Here is a 16,452-nt window from a genome sequence, read left to right as displayed (position 1 = left end):
AATTTTAGATATTTGATTATTACTTAAAATTAGATCCTTTAATTCTTTAAGATTTCCTAAATTTTCAATTTTAGATATTTGATTACTAGTTAAATTTAATTCCTTTAATTCTGTAAGATTTCCTAAATTTTCAATTTTAAATATTTGATTACTACTTAAATGCAATTCGTCTAATTCTTTAAGATTTTCTAAATTTTCAATTTTAGATATTTGATTATTATTTAAATATAAATCTTTTAATTCTGTAAGATTTTCTAAATTCTCAATTTTTGATATTTGATTTTGAATTAAATTAAGTCTTTCTATCCCAGTAAGATAATTGAAATTTTCAAGTGTAGATATCTTATTGTGATTCAAATCCAACCAAATTAGATTTTGAAAATCATGATTATTTGGGACGCTTTTTACATCATTAAAAGCTAGGTCTAAATATTTTAGATACGGAAATTTTTTAAAAATTGATAAGTCATCAATTTTACAATGGTACATAGATAAACCAATAATATTTTGCCCGTTTTTTAAATATCTACCTTTAATATCTTGACCATAAGCATTTTCAATCAGGTTTTTCGGTTCATATACTTCAATAAATTCAATACCATACTTTTTTTCAAAGTCAATTAATTCTTGTGGTTTTTCCATAATTGTAAATGTTGATAAAAAAAAACCTTGCTAATTACAAGGTTTATAATATCAAATATAATTAAAATTATAATAAACTATCATCAATAATATTAGGGATGGTAACTTTCAATAAAGGTTGCGTCTCCATCGCTCTTTTTATTGCAAAAATCGCACCTTCGTTTCTAGCCCAACTTCTTCTTGAAATTCCGTTGTTTACATCCCAGAAAAGCATTGATTCTAAACGTTTTGATGCTTCTTTAGTTCCATCAAGAACCATACCAAAACCACCATTAATTACTTCGCCCCAACCAACACCGCCACCATTGTGAATAGAAACCCAAGTAGCGCCACGGAAACTGTCGCCAATAACGTTTTGTATTGCCATATCGGCCGTAAATCGTGAGCCGTCGTAGATGTTTGATGTTTCTCTGTAAGGTGAATCGGTTCCGGAAACGTCGTGATGATCGCGTCCTAAAATGATGTATCCAATTTCGCCACGAGCAATGGCTTGATTGAAAGCTTCTGCGATTTTTATTCTTCCTTCGGCATCGGCATACAGAATTCTTGCTTGTAAACCAACGACCAATTTATTTTCTTGCGCGCCTTTAATCCATTGAATGTTATCGGCCATTTGCTGTTGGATTTCTTCTGGAGAATTTTTCATCATTTCTTCAAGAACATCACAGGCAATTTTATCGGTTTTGGCTAAATCTTCAGGATTTCCCGAAGCGCAAACCCAACGGAATGGTCCAAATCCGTAGTCGAAACACATTGGCCCCATAATGTCTTGAACGTAACTGTTGTATTTGAAATCGATGTGATTTTCGGCAAAAACATCTGCTCCAGCTCGAGAAGCTTCTAATAAAAAGGCATTTCCATAATCGAAGAAATACGTTCCTTTTTCAGTATGTTTATTAATTGCAGCCGCATGACGACGCAATGTTTTTTGAACTTCTTCCTTGAATTTATCAGGATTATTTGCCATTAAATCGTTAGATTCTTCAAATGTGTAACCAATTGGATAATAACCTCCAGCCCAAGGATTGTGAAGTGAAGTTTGATCAGAACCTAAATCAATATGTAGATTTTCTTGGTCAAATCGTTCCCAAACATCTACTACATTTCCTAGATAAGCAATGGAAACTACTTCATCATTTTCTAATGCTTTTTTAACTCTTGGGACTAATTCATCAATATTTTCAATCACTTCATTAATCCAACCTTGTGAATGACGAATATGTGTAATTTTTGGATTTACTTCGGCACAAACTGTAACGCAACCTGCAATGTTTCCTGCTTTTGGTTGTGCGCCAGACATTCCACCTAATCCAGAAGTTACGAATAAACCACCTTTTGGAGATTTTTTTATTTTTCTGAATCCATTTAAAACGGTGATTGTAGTTCCGTGAACTATCCCTTGCGGACCGATGTACATGTAACTTCCAGCGGTCATTTGTCCGTATTGAGAAACGCCTAAGGCATTCATTTTTTCCCAATCGTCAGGTTTGGAATAATTTGGAATTACCATTCCATTTGTAACAACTACTCTTGGTGCTTCTTTGTGTGAAGGAAATAATCCCATTGGATGACCAGAATACATGGCTAAAGTTTGCTCTTCGGTCATTTCTGCCAAGTATTTCATCGTCAATAAATACTGAGCCCAATTGGAGAAAACTGCACCATTTCCACCGTAAGTAATTAACTCATGTGGATGTTGCGCTACGGCATAATCCAAATTATTTTGAATCATCAACATAATGGCTTTTGCTTGTTCACATTTTCCTGGATATTCTGAAATTGGTCGTGCGTACATTTTGTAATCAGGACGCAAACGGTACATGTAAATTCTTCCGTAGGTTTCTAATTCGGATTTAAATTCGGGAAGTAATTCAGCGTGATGTTTTGGTTCAAAATAGCGTAAAGCATTTCTCAACGCTAACTTTTTTTCCTCATCAGAAAGAATTTCTTTTCGTTTTGGAGCATGATTTATTTCAACTTCATAAGGTTTTGGATTCGGTAAAACCGATGGAATTCCTTGTAGTATTTGTTCTTGAAAAGTCATTTTGAGTTTATGGTTTATAGTTTGTTGTTTGCTATTTATTAATTGTCACTAATCACTTCTTAATTGTTCCAGTCTTCTTGTCAAATCCGTAAGGGCAATGTCTGCAACCACTTTTGCAACAATAACCGCGTTTTAAATGGTATTTTTCGGTAAAACAGCGATAGCCTTCAGGAGTTAAATAGTAATCTTCTCCTTCTTTTAAATTTTTCGGATTTAAATCTTCATTCATAAGTACAAATTTAGCAACTTTGCACCATATGATTCTAATTGTTTTTAAATATTTAACGCCAAGAGGTTTTCGAGGTTTGACATTTTATCCGTTTGTTTTTTTAGCAGATAAGGATGATAAGTTGAATGAAGTATTTATTAATCATGAAAGAATCCATATTAGACAACAGATAGAGCTACTTATTTTGCCTTTTTATATATGGTATTTTACAGAATATTTGTTTCGATTGATTCAATACAAAGATAGAAAACAAGCTTATTTCAATATCTCTTTTGAAAGAGAAGCTTATAAAAATGAAAAAGACCTTAACTATTTAAAGCAAAGGTCTTTTTGGAGGTTTTTAAAGTATGTTAAAAAATAATTTTTTCGTTTTTTATTGCTCCATTTTCAAGTTTGATTTGTAAAAATAAAGCTGTATTGTTTTTCAATAGATTTTTGATAGTAAATTCAGAAGAATTGATGTCTTTGTAAACTCCTAAATTTCTTCCTAAAACATCAAAAACTGTTATTGAATGAAGCTTTTCATTTGATGAACGGATAACAATGTTCTCATTGGTTATTACTGCTATATTATTGTTGAATGATATGTCATTGTTGTTTAATGCTCCATTCAAATATACTATTTTGAAACGATTGTTTATTGTTCCACTTTGAGCACTAAAACGATATGGTGACACTTTTAAATCGTGTATTATATCTAATTCTTTATCTTTTAAATAAATGTTTTGAGTAGTAAAGATTCCATCTAAACCACCAATTCCAATATCATAACTGCCAGAATTTTGAAGGTGAACTCCAATAGGTACTTCATCATAAACATCAAAAGGAAGTTGGCGTCCTTGAATCAAAAATTTATCAGAATTTATTAAAGAATAAATTGACATAGAACCTGTTTTTAGCGTTTGGCTATCAAAGAAACTATCTCTTCCCATTGTGGCTCCTTCAATATATCCGAATAAAGTTCTATCTGATTGATTGTTGTTGCTTATTAAATCTAACCAAATTCTATTTCTTTCCAAAGTATTTACATCAAAAGTTGAATTAGTTTGTGTTAAAGGAGTGCTCATTCTGTAGAATAAGCTGTTGTCGTAGGAAGCGCTTCTTAAACCATTGTTGAATGTAACGATGTCTGTGCCTGCTGGTCCATCTATCATTTGTACAAAAAACCCTTGACCAGCTCCTATAAATAAGTCGGAAGCTGCAGCTGGACAACAACTAGTTCCTGTAAAATTATAGGTCAAGTAATCTCCTGGGCTATAATTATAAAGATAACTATTATAAAACGGACTAGCAATAATTGAAGGAAGAGTTCCGTGTGTCCAAAGTTTAATATTTCCTTCAATTTTTGTGTTGTTATTGAACAGAAATTGACTTCCTCTAATAGCTGATGGATATGGATTTCCAAGTAGATTCCAGTTGTCACTGAAGTTGGTAATTTCAGTTCCATTTATTCCTTGATGATAAGCTGTATTTTGGTCGGTACCTCTAGAAATGGTATAGTTAATTATTCCGTTATTAGGTGTGCCTACAAAAGTTCCATTCAATGGAGCTGGAACTATTGGACTAAAAGAACTTGGTCCTCTTACAATGTAACCTTTAGCTGGTAACATGGTATTTCCAGAAGCAACTTCCCAATTTCCTTGCCCTCCATTAGTATTTGCAATTGTTGGATTCCATCTCCAAATTGGACCAGGAATTAATGGTGAAATTATATTGTTTACATTATAGTTTGAAACTGGTGAAGACCAATAAACATAGTCTAAACTTCTTATGTTATTAGCAGTTCTTCTGTAGGTAATGTTTCCTGTATTTGTAGTGTTGTTTATTTGAACTAAACTAGCAGCATTATTTATAATAAATGATCCTGTAGCTTGAACATTAACCCAATCTGTTACAGTAACGCTATTACTAGAATTTATGGTTAAAGTAGCTCCATTCAAAACCGATAATGTTCCAGCAAGGCCATTATAATTTGTTCCTGATACTATTGGATTATTAGGTGTAATAGGTATTACAACGCAATCACTTCCGTTTGGAATTCCGGTAGGAGTCCAATTGTTAGCTCTATTCCAATCAGTATCAACAGAACCATTCCATGTTTTTCTGTCGCTTATTGTTATAGTAGTAGTGTCTGTAAGGTCTAAAGTTGTTCCATTGCAGAAACTATAAGTTACTCTAGCTGTGTAGGTTGTTGTTGCAGTAGGACAAACATTTATAGAAGCTGTACTTCCCACAACTGGGCCGGTAATGCCATTTCCCTCATACCAAGTTATTGTTGTTAAAGAGGTTCCTGAAGGAACAAACCTCCACGCTTCATTTGTTATTGTCCAATCTGTGCTTGTTGAGTTTCTATTCGGAGCTACAGTTGCTTGACTTCCTGTTGCATTTTGAACACCAACTACAGCATTTCCAGAATTCCATGAGGCACAAACTCTTTTTTCTTTCATGTAAACCTCAATAATATTTGTGTTTTCGTATAAAACAATCATTCCTGTGTAAAGTAATGAATTACAAGATGCTGAAAACATAGGTATTTCATTCCAAGAAGCAACCAATGCACGACAACCCGAACTTAATGTAACCAATTCCCAACCAACTTCACCGCCTTCACTAGGGTCAATGTCATGATAAGCACCAAAAATACTGTTTAAAAATAGTGAGGTGCTAGGTAAGTCATTTGAGAATGACCATGTTGAATATCCTCCTGGGGTATTACTTGTTTGATCAAAAGTGATTACGCCGTTTGAACCAATTAAACATTGATTGTAGGTATTGCCATAATAACAAAAGTTAAATGGTAGGCTAATTGTTGGAGACCAAACATCATCAACATTAATACTTACAGAGTTTTGTAAACAACCGAATTGATAAGGAGGTGCATATGGAATTGATTGAACTGTATAGCTTGTAGTTTGTCCAAGTTGTAAAAAAGTTGCTTCTAAATTGGTGCAAGTTGAAGTTGAACAATCTAAAATTGGTAAAGGATCTAAGCCGTTTAATCCAAGTCCACCAGCAACATTTGTTGGGCAGCCCATACTTGATAAACCAACTCCACTTCCTGGAATGCATGGTGTTGTTACGCAAATACTAAAAGTTCCTTGACCGCTTCCGTTTGCATTACTATATACTCTTATGGTGTAGGTTGCTCCAATTGTAAGTCCGGTTAATGTTGTAGTTTCAACGCTTGCGCCTGTTGTATTATTAATACATGCTGAACTAATTAAACTACCACATGTCCCAGTAAAAACTTGAAAAACTGCATTTGTTAAAGAGGTTGGAGTAATAGTTACCGTATGGCTAACATCAGTTGCAATAAATTGATACCAAACATCATCATCTGCATTTCCTGTACAACCTGCTTGCGATTGAGTAGCTCCTAAAGTTGTTCCAGTTGTACTTATAGTACAAGTTATGGTTGGGTTGACTGTTATTGTTTCGGCTGTAGCACACTCATCGTTAGTTGGTGGTATAGGACTTGTAACACAGATACCAAAAGTTCCGTTATTATCATTTCCATATTCCCAAACTCTAATGAAAACGGTTTGAGAAGGGGTTAATCCAGTTAAAGTTAGAGTTGGCATAGAGCCATTTAAACTTGAATCATCGTCACATCCTAAAACTGTAAGACTTCCACATGAACCCGAATAAACCTCCATTCCTCCATCAGTAATAACACCTGTTTGAGTATCTATAATTAATATTCCATTAGAAGGGACAACAGCTGTAAACCATACATCTCCACCAGAATAACTTGAGCATCCTGGAGCTGGTGCGCCTGAACTTGCTGTGGCACCTGCATTTGTATAAGTTGCATAAGAACATACTGCATTTACAGTTAATGGTGTAGCACTTAAACAATCATCATTTGTTGGAGGAGTTAAAGGACAGTTAAGTATAAAACTAACACTTCCTCCTATAGTAGTTTCTGGATCTAAAAGAATATAATATTGGATGCCAGAAGTTAATGTGAAACTAGGACTAGTGATTGCTCCAGACATATCGTCAATACAAGTCCATCCAGTTCCATTACAACCTAATGAAGCCGCTTTAAATTGATAATCAATATAGCCAAATGAACCAAGCTGACTAATAGTATAACTTCCAGTTTGAGTTGGTGTAAAGGTGTAAATTTGCTCATTTCCTGGTGTTGTCCATCCACATGAAGAAGGACTATAAATTCCAGTACCAACTGGAATAGTTGCGTTTATGGTTGTTCCACAACTAGAGATATTAGGAATAGCAACACATGGATTTGGAGCTGCTGCACAAGATCTAGATATTGTAAAAGTTCCTGTTGTAGTATTTCCTGATGAATAATGTGCAACATAAACATAGTAATTCACGCCCAAAATTGTTGAAAAAGTGTAAGTTTCAGTTCCATTTGATAATGCTGAGTCTTGACAAGTAATATTTGTCAATGAGCCACATGAGCCGCTAGAAATTGACATTTCAATATCATATCCTGTAGTCGTTACAGATATTGTTGAATTATTACCATCACCAACAAATGTATACCAAACTCCATAGTCAGCCATACTGCAACCAGAGTTGTTTATAATATTATTTGTGTTTACTGTTGTTCCTGCAAGATTTGTAGTAGCACAAGGTAAAGCAGTTGCATTAGTACATAAGTTATTGGATGGCGGAGGTGGAGGCGAAGTAACGCATATTGAGAAAGTACCTTGATCCGTTCCATTAGCATTGCTATATACTCTAACATAATACGTGTTGGTTGCTGTTAGTCCAGATAAAGTTATGGTTTCAGTACTTGAACCTGTTGTTAAATTGACACAATTCAAGCTTGTTAATCCAGCGCATGAACCACTAAATACTTCAAAAACAGCGTTTGTTAATGTAGTAGGAGTTACAGTAATTGCGTGAGTACTTCCTGTGGCAATAAAACTATACCAAACATCATCATCTGCATTACCAGTGCATCCAACTTGTGATTGTGTTGCTCCAATTGTTGTTCCAGATGTGCTAGTTGCACACGTCGCAGTTGGATTAGTCGAAACCAATGTAGCATTAGAACAGTCATTGTTTGAAGGAGCAACTATAGCAGCTGATGTTAAGGAAATATTGTCTACAGCTGCAGGAGGATTGGTACCGAAACTTCCATCATTCGCCCACTCAAAAACCAATCTAAAAGTCGTGCCTGCATAGGAAGTTGGAAGGTTAAAGCTTACGTTTGCCCATAATCCTTGAAGACTATAATTCGCAAGTCCTACTTGAATTCTACCTGTTGGAGCTGTTCCAATGGTTGTTATTTCAGTTCCGTATACAGGATTATAACCTGTTGGAACCAGCCATATTCTTAGTCTGTCAAAAGTTGATTCACCTTGTCCAATCCAACTAAAAGATAATATTATGTTAGTTTCACCACCAGGAACAGTCACATTTCTGTAAAAGTGTGATGCTCTTGCAGCGCCAGTAGCATAAGCGTGTGGAGGAGTTCCTGTTGCATTATTAGTAACATATGCTGATCTAGCGCCTGAGAAACCTGTTGTTGCACCTGTATTACAAACCCATTGATTTCTTCCAGTTTGTGCAGGATTGTTTGTGGTCCAACCGTTTAATGCAAATGTAGTTCCAGTTTCAAAACCACCATCGCCTGTTGGAGATATTATAGTTGTTTGTGATTGAACTTGAAACGAAATGCAAAATAATACAATACATGTTAAATACTGTACTTTTATTGGAACCAAATTATTGTTAAAAATTAGAGGTAATTTTTTCAGCATATCAAGTTGTTTGTATTTATCAAAAATAAACAAAAACATTTAAAAAATAAGTTTTAATGCATAAAAAATGTTAAATGTTTAAATAAAAAAAAACTACAGAAATTTCCGATTTTTAACCTTTTTAAATCTATTATAAACTGCCTTGTTTTTAAAATTATCAAAGAAAAGATAAACAGATTATAATTTGTTCTAAAAAAATGTGATAAAAAAATGGTTTTAGAAACAAATATATTTAAGAATTGTTTTTAGTAAAAATCCGAATTCAACAAAAATAATCGATTAAAAACAAATTTATTCGACTAAATGATTTGTTGTGTTTTTTTTCTATTTTTTTTTATCTTCTTTAATTTTTTTTTCTAATTTTATAAATTAAATGTTTGATTATGAAGAAGTTTATAGTATTTAGTTTTTTGGCAACAAGTTTGTTTACAAGCAATTTAGTTGCTCAAATCTATGTTAGTAATAATAGCTACGTTTTTAATAGAGGTTCACTAGTATATTCTAGAGGAAATCTTGAACTTAATGGATTGAATAGTAATTTCTATGTTAGAAACGAAGGACAATTTCTTCAAGGAACAACAGGAAGCTCAACAAATACAGGTACAGGAAAATTATCTGTTTTTCAAGAAGGAACCGTTAATAATTTTGCATACAACTATTGGTGTTCGCCAGTTGGAAATGCATCTGCAGCATCTGGAAATGAAGATTTTGGAATTACTATGTTAAATGTTCCTACAACTAGTACTTCAAGCTCACCTGTAACAATTACTAGTTCTAGTTATAATGGAGTTTCCAATACTGGAACTTTAACCATTGCATCTTATTGGATTTGGCGATTTTTATCTTCGAATGGATATTTTCAATGGGTTCAGTCTGCGGCGTTATCAAATATTTCTGCAGGTCAAGGATTCACAATGAAAGGTGTTAGTGGAACTGATACTACAAATCCTAGTGAAGCTGTTGCAAATAATACCGGAAGTGCTCAAAGATATGATTTCAGAGGAAAACCTAATGATGGGAACATTACAATTAATGTTGCAAATGCAGCTTCAACTTTAACAGGAAATCCTTATCCTTCTGCTATAGATTTGAATTTGTTTCTAGTTGGAGGACCAGGACCAGATTTAATTTCTGGAACAGGTGATGATATTCCTGGAAATCCAAATTGTGATGGAACTGCATTATTTTGGGAACAAGATAAAACTGTGAATTCTCACAATATTGCTCAATATAGAGGTGGTTATGGAACATATAATGGTACAACAAGTATGTATACTCCTGCAACTTTTAATACTTATGATATCGCTGGAAACCAAGGTTCTGTTTTTAGTAATCCAAATAATATTTATCAGAGAAGATTTTCGCCAATAGGGCAAGGATTTATGGTGAGAGGTGTTGCTAATGGAACATTGCAAATGAGAAATGTTTATAGAGTATATGTAAAAGAAGGTGTTGCAAACAATTCACAATTCGAGAGAAGTTCAGACGAAAATGCAACAGTAAATTATGGTTTTTATGATGCGATTCCGAATCTTGCAGGAGTTGATTATACTCAGATAAGTAAAGCACCAACACCTCACTTTGTTGTAAATACATCATTAAATAGCCAAGCAGTTAGACAAATTGCAATCGGATTTTTACCATATGCAATTGATGGAGTTGATTTAGCCGATTCGAAATTTCCTGAAGCTACTGAGAACATAAGTACAGATATGTATTTGTATCTAAATAATGAACCTTATGTGCACTCTGTAACAAGTTTTGATATCAATAAAAGATTTCCTATTGGTTTTAAAAACACTAATACTGGTGTTTCAACATATACACTAAAAGTTAATGAGTTTGTGAATTTTGATGTTCAAAATGTATTTTTATATGATAGTTTAACGGGACTTTATCATGATATTAAAAATAATTTCTATGAAGTTGTTCTTGCTCCAGGTGAACATAATAATCGTTTTGAAATCACTTTTACAGATCAATTATTAGCTGTAACTGAAAATAATATTAAAGATTTGGCAATCGTTCAAAATAATACTAATCAATTGCTTACAATTTCTAATCCTAATGATTTAGATTTAAAAACAGTAGTATTGTTTGATATATCAGGTAAAAAGATATTTGATAAAGTAGATTTAGGAACAAAAAAATCTTATGAGTTTTCTACAGGTTCACTGAGTGAAGGAGTTTATATTGTTAAAATAGAATCTACTAATGGACAAAGTTTAGGACAGAAAATTATTGTTGAAAGAATTAAGTAGTTGAAATTCATCAAAAATTATAAAGAGGTATCCTAATTTTGGATACCTTTTTTTGTTTCAAAGAAGATAACATTTGTAACTTTGTGAAAAAATAATCTTGCGAGTTCTTACACAAGAAATAGTATTACCAAATACAACAGTCAAGCTTTACATAAGACGTGAAGATTTGATTCATCCTTTTGTTTCTGGAAATAAATTCAGAAAACTAAAGTATAATTTAATTGAAGCCAAAAAGCAAAATCATAATACTTTACTCACTTTTGGAGGTGCTTATTCAAATCATATTGCGGCAGTTGCATTTACAGGAAAAGAAAACGGATTTAAAACAATTGGAGTTATACGCGGAGATGAATTGAGTTCTAAAATTTCTCAAAATCCTACTTTAAAATTTTGTCAAGATAACGGTATGGAATTTGTGTTTGTTTCAAGAGAACAATACAGATTGAAAAGCACAGAAGATTTTTTATGTAATCTTAAAAATGATTTTGATGATTTCTATTTAATTCCAGAAGGAGGAACTAACGATTTTGCTGTAAAAGGTTGTGAGGAAATCTTAACAAATGAAGATGAAAGTTATAATTATATTTGTTGTGCCATAGGAACTGGTGGCACAATATCTGGAATTATCAATAGTTCGACTTCTCATCAAAAAGTTTTAGGATTTCCATCATTGAAAGGTGATTTTATAAAAAAAGATATTCGTAAATTTGCAAAAAAGGAAAATTGGGATATAATTTCTGATTATCATTTTGGTGGATACGGAAAGGTTTCAGAGGAATTGATTGAATTTATTAATGATTTTTACAAAAAATATTCCATCCCATTAGATCCTATTTATACTGGAAAAATGGTTTTTGGCGTTATAGATTTAATAACTAAAAATTATTTCCCTGAAGAATCAAAAATTCTACTAATTCACACTGGTGGAATTCAAGGTGTACAAGGAATGAATTTAAAATTGAGTAATAAAAACTTGCAAACTATTAATTTCAATGATTAAGAAAATAATTTTATTATGTTGTATTGGTTTTTTTATCGCTTGCGGTTCTAATAAGCCAGTTGTGAGAACATCTAAAAGTTCATCTCCATCTAAACCTGTAGTTAGAACAGTTAGAAAACCAGTTGAAAAATCTAGTAATCCTGTTAAACCAAATTCTGAAAATAGCACAAATACAACTGCTAAAAATGAGGAATCAACTCAAATTTTGGAAGCTACAACTCGAGTTAAAGTTACCACTGCATTGGTTTTAGAATATATTGAAAAATATAAAGAAATTGCCAAAAAAGACATGAAAGAATACGGAATTCCTGCAAGTATTACCTTAGGTCAAGGAATTTTAGAATCTGGAGCTGGTACTGGACCATTGAGTGCTCAGGCAAATAATCATTTCGGAATTAAATGTCACAAAGAATGGACTGGACCAAGCGTAAAATATGACGATGACGAAGCACAAGAATGTTTCAGAAAATACAATAATCCAGATGAATCTTACCGTGACCATTCCTTGTTTTTAGTGACAAGAGAGCGTTATTCTAATCTTTTTAAACTTGATAAAAACGATTATGTTGGCTGGAGTAAAGGTTTAAAAAATGCTGGTTACGCAACCGATCCAAATTATCCAACAAAATTGATAGGACTAATTGAAAGATATCAATTGCAAAAATATGATGCTGAAGTGTTGGGAATAAATTATGTTCCAAATAACATAGCATCAATTGATAAATCTAAAGACATTGTTTCAACAAATATTGATTTACATCAAGTAATTAAAGGAGATACATTGTATTCAATATCAAAACGATATAACATTTCTATCGATGATTTGAAAAAGAAAAATAATATTGCTGATACTGGAATTTCTATTGGTCAAAAATTGATTGTAAAATAGTTTACTACAAATAAAATAAAAATAATGCTATATAAGAGAAGCAGTCAGTTATTTGCTGATGCAGAAAAAGTGATTCCTGGAGGTGTAAATTCGCCTGTAAGGGCTTTTAAAGGTGTTGGTGGAACACCTATTTTTGTAAAAAGTGCCAAAGGCGCTTATTTATATGATGAAGACGGAAACCAATTAATTGATTATATTAATTCTTGGGGTCCGATGATTTTAGGTCATGCTTTTCAACCAGTGATTGATGCAATAACAGAAAGAGCTAAGTTAGGAACCTCTTTTGGAATGCCTACAGAATTAGAAACTAAAATAGCTGAATTAGCAGTTTCAATGGTGCCAAATATTGATAAGATTCGTTTTGTGAATTCTGGAACGGAAGCTTGTATGAGCGCTATCAGATTGGCTCGCGGATTTACAGGAAGAGATAAAATAATAAAATTTGCTGGATGTTACCATGGTCATTCTGATTCTTTTTTGATTCAAGCTGGAAGTGGTCTTAGTACTTTTGGAACTCCAAACTCACCTGGTGTAACACAAGGCACAGCCAAAGACACTTTATTAGCTAATTATAACGATATTGAAAACGTAAAAACATTATTTGAATCAAATAAAAATGAAATTGCGGCTATTATCATAGAACCAGTCGCTGGTAATATGGGGTGTATTCCTCCTGTTAAAGGATTTCTAGAAGATTTAAGACAAGTATGTTCTGATAATAACACATTGCTGATATTTGATGAAGTAATGACTGGATTTCGATTAGCTAAAGGTGGTGCTCAAGAACTTTATAATATTCAAGCTGACATAGTTTGTTTTGGAAAAGTTATTGGTGGAGGATTGCCAGTAGGAGCATTTGCGGCAAAAAATGAAATAATGAATTATTTAGCACCAATTGGTCCAGTTTATCAAGCTGGAACTTTGTCAGGAAATCCTTTAGCAATGGCAGCCGGTTTGGCAATGTTGGAAGCTTTAAATCAAGATACTGAAATTTTCAAAAGATTAGATGAGAAAACAGCTTATTTAGAAAATGGAATCAGAAAAGTTCTCTCAAATAATAATGTAGAATTTACCGTGAACAGAGTTGGTTCGATGATTTCAGTTCATTTTGATAAAGGTGCCGTAGTTGATTTCAAAACAGCTAAAAATGGAGATAATGAAACCTTTAAGAAGTTCTTTCATGGTCTGTTAAATCAAGGTGTTTATATAGCGCCATCTGCTTATGAAACTTGGTTTATAACAGACGCTTTAACTTATCAAGATTTAGATTATACTATAGATGCAATTGATAAAGTATCAAAAGAGTTGTAATAAAAAAGCTTCACAATTTGTGAAGCTTTTTTATAGGTAATATTAAAATTATCTTTTTAATCTTTCAAACATTGCTTTGTTAGATTCAAGAATAGACATTTGTTTTTCACTTAGTGTTGCTCTAATTTTAGCATCCATCACTTTTTCAAGTTCTGCTTTTCCTTCTGCAGATAAACTTCTATCCTCAAGAATTATATATTTTCTTTCAAACAATCTATAAAAATCTTCAATTTGATTGTCTTTTAAACCTACTAATTCAGCAAGTTCAACAGCATCTTTCTTTGCAGCTTCTTGCGAAGTTAGTCTTTTTTCTTGAGCATTAGCGCTTAGAGTAAAAGCACAAACTAAAGCGAAAATAAAAAATATTTTTTTCATGTTTTTTTAAATTATTTGACGTCAATTATATCCAAAAATAATTCATTTAAATGAAAACACAAAATTTATTTTAATTCTCTTCAGTTTTTTGACCTCTTTTCTTTTTGTCTTTCATTTTTTCAATCACTTTTTCTTTGCGATCTTCACGTTTTTGATCCCACTTTGTATACTGTTCAGCAGTAAGAATTTTTTTCATTTCTGCTTTTAGTGCTTCTTGTTCTTTTTTCATTTCAGCTTTTCTTGCGGCCATTTCTTCTTTTGAAGGTCTTGCTTGTTGAGCACGTTCTTCTTTTAAAGCTTTCATTTCGGCTCTTTTTGCTTCCCTTTTTTCAGCTTGTTTAGCCATTAAAGCCTTTACTTCTTGTGCTTGTTTCTCGTTTAAAGATAAGTCAGTAGTTAATTTTTTTACATGCAATTCAACTCTTTCTTCAGTTGAAAGTTGTTGTTTTCTTTCTCCTCTTTTTCCTTGGGCAAATGTTGTAAATCCTACAACTAATAATGCTAATAAAAATACTTTTTTCATAATGTGTTTTTTAATTGTTACAGCTATAAGACTATACTACTTTCAAAAGGTTTATTCATTAACAAATATTTAGTAAAAAAATATTGTTAGCCTATATAAATCTATAATTATGGTTGTATATTTGCAAAGTGAAAAAAATTATAATCATAGTAATTCTTGCTATATTTCTAAAACCAATTCTTCCGGTTTTAGATTATGTTATTAATTATGATTATATCTCAAAAGTTCTTTGTGAAAACAAAGCTAAGCCAGAACTAAAATGTAATGGTAAATGTCATTTGATGAAAGAATTGGCTAAAGCATCTGAAGACGAAAAACCAATTAATTCAGATAAAAAAGACAATTCTAAACACGAAATTGAATTGCTTTATTGCAACGAAGTTTCCGAATTTAATTTTAGACAAATTTATTTTCATAATAAAACTTTTGTTGGAGACAACTATGCTAACTTATACTTTCACACGGTAAGTTGCTCCGTTTTTCATCCGCCTACAATAATTGCTTAAATTTTATCGTGTGTCAGTTCAGAATCATTGAATTGACAGGATTTCTATGTCCAAATTGTTTTGAAGAGAACTCTTTTCAAGACCAATTATTCTATAAATTTTAATTAATAAAAACACAAAATGAAATTTCAATTAAAAAATATTTTAGCTGTTATGGCTATGGCTTTAGCATTCACTTCATGTTCAAACGATGATGATAACAATGATACTATAACTGGTCAAGGAAGCTTGAAGTTAGAGTTTGACAATGTTTATGGTTCCGCAGATTTTGCAGCAAATACAGCCTACACAAACTCAAATGGTGAAGTTATTAAAGCAAATAAAGTCAAATATATAGTAAGTAATATTGTATTAACAAAAGTTGATGGTACAACCTATACGGTGCCAAAAGCGGAAAGTTATTTTATCATTGATGAATTAACTCCAGCCTCTACTTTATTAACAATTCCTAATATTCCTGCAGGAAATTATAAGAGCATTTCTTACGGAATTGGAGTAGATAAAGCTCAATTTGATTTAGGAGCGACTGGTCAAGGTAATTTCCTAACTACTGCTCAAAATGCAGGTATGATGTGGTCTTGGAGTGCTGGTTATAAATTTGTTGCCTTTGAAGGAACTTTCACATCTTCAACAGTAACAACTGATACTAATTTTAAACTTCACACAGGTCAAACAGGTACAGATTACAACTACGCTACAATTTCAATGAACTTCCCTGATAATGCATTGGTGAGAACAAATATAACTCCTCAAGTGCATATTATGGCAGATTTAAAACATTTATTAGATGGAACTAATAAGATAAATTTATCTCAAGGAGCCACAATTATGGGAGGTTCAAAATTAGCTTTAGCTACAGCTAATTTGGCTAATATGTTTGAAGTTCATCATGTTCACAATGACTAAATAATTATAAAAGCTGTTAGCTTGA

13 protein-coding genes are annotated in these 16,452 nt (G+C 32.4%); 7 read left to right on the top strand and 6 right to left on the bottom strand.

Annotated features, from left to right (window positions below):
* From ACIQ06_RS13585 to ACIQ06_RS13575, 3 genes are all read right to left on the bottom strand, one after another.
* A partial coding sequence (locus tag ACIQ06_RS13585) for a leucine-rich repeat protein (RefSeq protein ID WP_396147193.1) occupies positions 1-642 on the bottom strand: 642 nt, incomplete at its 3' end.
* A gap of 67 nt (positions 643-709) precedes the next feature.
* Entirely contained in the window at positions 710-2,686 is a 1,977-nt protein-coding gene (locus ACIQ06_RS13580) for a urocanate hydratase (RefSeq protein WP_396147191.1), read from the bottom strand.
* A gap of 52 nt (positions 2,687-2,738) precedes the next feature.
* Complete coding sequence (locus ACIQ06_RS13575; RefSeq protein WP_344815243.1) at positions 2,739-2,915, bottom strand: DUF5522 domain-containing protein; 177 nt, start codon at positions 2,913-2,915, stop codon at positions 2,739-2,741.
* A 28-nt stretch (positions 2,916-2,943) separates the two neighbouring features.
* Between ACIQ06_RS13575 and ACIQ06_RS13570 the strand changes: the two genes are divergently transcribed.
* Complete coding sequence (locus tag ACIQ06_RS13570) at positions 2,944-3,276, top strand: hypothetical protein (RefSeq protein WP_396147189.1); 333 nt, start codon at positions 2,944-2,946, stop codon at positions 3,274-3,276.
* Here the strand turns inward: ACIQ06_RS13570 and ACIQ06_RS13565 are convergent.
* Positions 3,266-8,656, bottom strand: a complete 5,391-nt coding sequence (locus ACIQ06_RS13565) for a hypothetical protein (RefSeq protein ID WP_396147187.1) — start codon at positions 8,654-8,656, stop codon at positions 3,266-3,268. The genes ACIQ06_RS13570 and ACIQ06_RS13565 overlap by 11 nt on opposite strands.
* A 383-nt stretch (positions 8,657-9,039) precedes the next feature.
* On the opposite strand from ACIQ06_RS13565, the gene ACIQ06_RS13560 reads away from it, so the two are divergent.
* The 4 genes from ACIQ06_RS13560 to hemL all read left to right on the top strand — a co-directional run bounded on the left by ACIQ06_RS13560 (position 9,040) and on the right by hemL (position 14,117).
* The gene (locus ACIQ06_RS13560) at positions 9,040-10,917 is read left to right on the top strand and encodes a T9SS type A sorting domain-containing protein (protein ID WP_396147185.1); all 1,878 of its coding nucleotides are present in this window, start codon (positions 9,040-9,042) and stop codon (positions 10,915-10,917) included.
* Between the two features lie 97 nt (positions 10,918-11,014).
* Positions 11,015-11,917 (top strand): 1-aminocyclopropane-1-carboxylate deaminase/D-cysteine desulfhydrase, encoded by a 903-nt coding sequence (locus ACIQ06_RS13555; protein ID WP_396147183.1) that lies wholly within the window; start codon positions 11,015-11,017, stop codon positions 11,915-11,917.
* Positions 11,910-12,806 (top strand): glucosaminidase domain-containing protein, encoded by an 897-nt coding sequence (locus tag ACIQ06_RS13550; RefSeq protein ID WP_396147181.1) that lies wholly within the window; start codon positions 11,910-11,912, stop codon positions 12,804-12,806. The genes ACIQ06_RS13555 and ACIQ06_RS13550 overlap by 8 nt, the downstream gene beginning before the upstream one ends.
* Positions 12,807-12,830: 24 nt before the next feature.
* On the top strand, positions 12,831-14,117 hold the full coding sequence (hemL, locus tag ACIQ06_RS13545; RefSeq protein WP_396147179.1) for a glutamate-1-semialdehyde 2,1-aminomutase: 1,287 nt from the start codon (positions 12,831-12,833) through the stop codon (positions 14,115-14,117).
* 48 nt (positions 14,118-14,165) lie between these two features.
* Here hemL and ACIQ06_RS13540 read toward each other — a convergent pair whose 3' ends face one another.
* Together ACIQ06_RS13540 and ACIQ06_RS13535 are read right to left on the bottom strand one after the other, a co-directional pair.
* Complete coding sequence (locus ACIQ06_RS13540) at positions 14,166-14,492, bottom strand: hypothetical protein (RefSeq protein WP_298303541.1); 327 nt, start codon at positions 14,490-14,492, stop codon at positions 14,166-14,168.
* Positions 14,493-14,562: 70 nt separating this feature from the next.
* The gene (locus tag ACIQ06_RS13535; RefSeq protein ID WP_396147177.1) at positions 14,563-15,015 is read right to left on the bottom strand and encodes a hypothetical protein; all 453 of its coding nucleotides are present in this window, start codon (positions 15,013-15,015) and stop codon (positions 14,563-14,565) included.
* Positions 15,016-15,143: 128 nt separating this feature from the next.
* Here ACIQ06_RS13535 and ACIQ06_RS13530 point away from each other — a divergent pair, with 128 nt between their 5' ends.
* Positions 15,144-15,521, top strand: a complete 378-nt coding sequence (locus ACIQ06_RS13530) for a hypothetical protein (protein ID WP_396147175.1) — start codon at positions 15,144-15,146, stop codon at positions 15,519-15,521.
* A 120-nt stretch (positions 15,522-15,641) separates the two neighbouring features.
* A complete protein-coding gene (locus ACIQ06_RS13525; protein WP_396147173.1) occupies positions 15,642-16,427 on the top strand; it encodes an MbnP family protein in 786 nt (261 codons plus the stop codon).
* Positions 16,428-16,452: the final 25 nt, after the last annotated feature.

It is taken from the genome of Flavobacterium sp., assembly GCF_044341265.1.
Classification (GTDB): domain Bacteria; phylum Bacteroidota; class Bacteroidia; order Flavobacteriales; family Flavobacteriaceae; genus Flavobacterium.
Note: the sequence above shows the minus strand (reverse complement) of the source record. Positions and strands in the feature narration are given on the sequence as shown.

Bases quoted from the DNA above. Each gene is read 5' to 3' on its own strand.
- ACIQ06_RS13580 (WP_396147191.1), bottom strand. From the start codon at position 2,686: ATGACTTTTCAAGAACAAATACTACAAGGAATTCCATCGGTTTTACCG.
- ACIQ06_RS13565 (WP_396147187.1), bottom strand. From the start codon at position 8,656: ATGCTGAAAAAATTACCTCTAATTTTTAACAATAATTTGGTTCCAATA.
- ACIQ06_RS13550 (WP_396147181.1), top strand. From the start codon at position 11,910: ATGATTAAGAAAATAATTTTATTATGTTGTATTGGTTTTTTTATCGCT.
- ACIQ06_RS13540 (WP_298303541.1), bottom strand. From the start codon at position 14,492: ATGAAAAAAATATTTTTTATTTTCGCTTTAGTTTGTGCTTTTACTCTA.
- ACIQ06_RS13525 (WP_396147173.1), top strand. From the start codon at position 15,642: ATGAAATTTCAATTAAAAAATATTTTAGCTGTTATGGCTATGGCTTTA.
- ACIQ06_RS13535 (WP_396147177.1), bottom strand. From the start codon at position 15,015: ATGAAAAAAGTATTTTTATTAGCATTATTAGTTGTAGGATTTACAACA.
- ACIQ06_RS13570 (WP_396147189.1), top strand. From the start codon at position 2,944: ATGATTCTAATTGTTTTTAAATATTTAACGCCAAGAGGTTTTCGAGGT.
- hemL (WP_396147179.1), top strand. From the start codon at position 12,831: ATGCTATATAAGAGAAGCAGTCAGTTATTTGCTGATGCAGAAAAAGTG.
- ACIQ06_RS13560 (WP_396147185.1), top strand. From the start codon at position 9,040: ATGAAGAAGTTTATAGTATTTAGTTTTTTGGCAACAAGTTTGTTTACA.
- ACIQ06_RS13575 (WP_344815243.1), bottom strand. From the start codon at position 2,915: ATGAATGAAGATTTAAATCCGAAAAATTTAAAAGAAGGAGAAGATTAC.